The organism is Teichococcus oryzae, assembly GCF_008386565.1.
Classification (GTDB): Bacteria; Pseudomonadota; Alphaproteobacteria; order Acetobacterales; family Acetobacteraceae; genus Pseudoroseomonas; species Pseudoroseomonas oryzae.
The window spans coordinates 1-898 of record NZ_VUKA01000070.1 but is presented as its reverse complement, the minus strand read 5'-3'; the positions used below and the strand labels follow the sequence as shown (position 1 = coordinate 898).

Sequence of the window (898 nt, the reverse complement as noted above, 5' to 3'; positions counted from 1 at the left end):
CTCGACCGGCTGGAGATGACGGCGACCCGCCGCCTGCAGCTGGCCGCCGAGGGCTCGCCGCGCATCGGCCTGCTGCTGCGCAACGTGGCCGGGTGCGGCCCCTCCAGCGCGGTGACCCGCTGGCGCGTCGGCTCGCTGCCGGACACGGCGGCGCGGCCGCGCTGGCAACTGGACCTGCTGCGCTGCCGCGCCGGGCGCCCCGCCTCCTGGCAGGCCTGCTGGGCGGCGGGGCGGTTGGAGGTCGACGGGGCGTCCCTCGCCCGCCCCGCATGACCCGCCGCTATCTGGCGCTGAGCCTGCCCTCCCTGCCGGTGGACCGCTTGCGCCGACAGAACCCGGACTGGGCCGCACAGCCCGTTGCCGTCTGGGCGACGATCGGCAACCGCCGCTGCCTCACCGCGACCGACGCGCCGGGCCTGCATCCGGGCCAGGCGCTGGCGGACGCGCAGGCCATTCGGCCTGACGCCGTCTTCGCCGAGGCCGATCCAGCGGCCGACGCGGCCCTGCTCGACCGCCTGGCCTTGTGGGCGCTGCGCTTCACGCCGCTGGCGGCGGTGGACGGCGAGGACGGTCTGCTGCTGGACACCACCGGCGTCGAGGCACTGTTCGGCGGCGAGCAGGCCCTGCTGGTCACCGTGCTCGAGAGCTTCCGCACGGGCGGCTACCGTGCCCAGGGTGCCATCGCCGGCACGCCCGGCTGCGCCGCGGCGCTGGCGCGCAGCGCGCCCCGGCCGCTGGTGCTGCCCCCAGGCGACGAGCCGGCGGCGCTGCTCCCCCTGCCGCTGGCGGCGTTGCGCCTGCCGCCGGACATCATCCAGGGCCTGGCCCGGCTCGGGCTGCAGCGGATCGGCGACCTGCTGCGCCAGCCGCGCGGGCCGCTGGCGCGCCGCTTCGGCCG

Annotated in this window: 1 protein-coding gene and 1 pseudogene; both read left to right on the top strand. The window is 78.3% G+C overall.

All coding sequences use genetic code 11. The features are described 5' to 3' along the window. A pseudogene (locus F0Q34_RS21550) lies at window positions 1–273 on the top strand (damage-inducible protein); the annotation flags it as partial. Further along, window positions 270–898, top strand: a 629-nt coding sequence (locus tag F0Q34_RS21545) for a Y-family DNA polymerase (RefSeq protein WP_149814422.1), incomplete at its 3' end; no start/stop codon positions are given. The pseudogene F0Q34_RS21550 and the gene F0Q34_RS21545, both read left to right, overlap by 4 nt.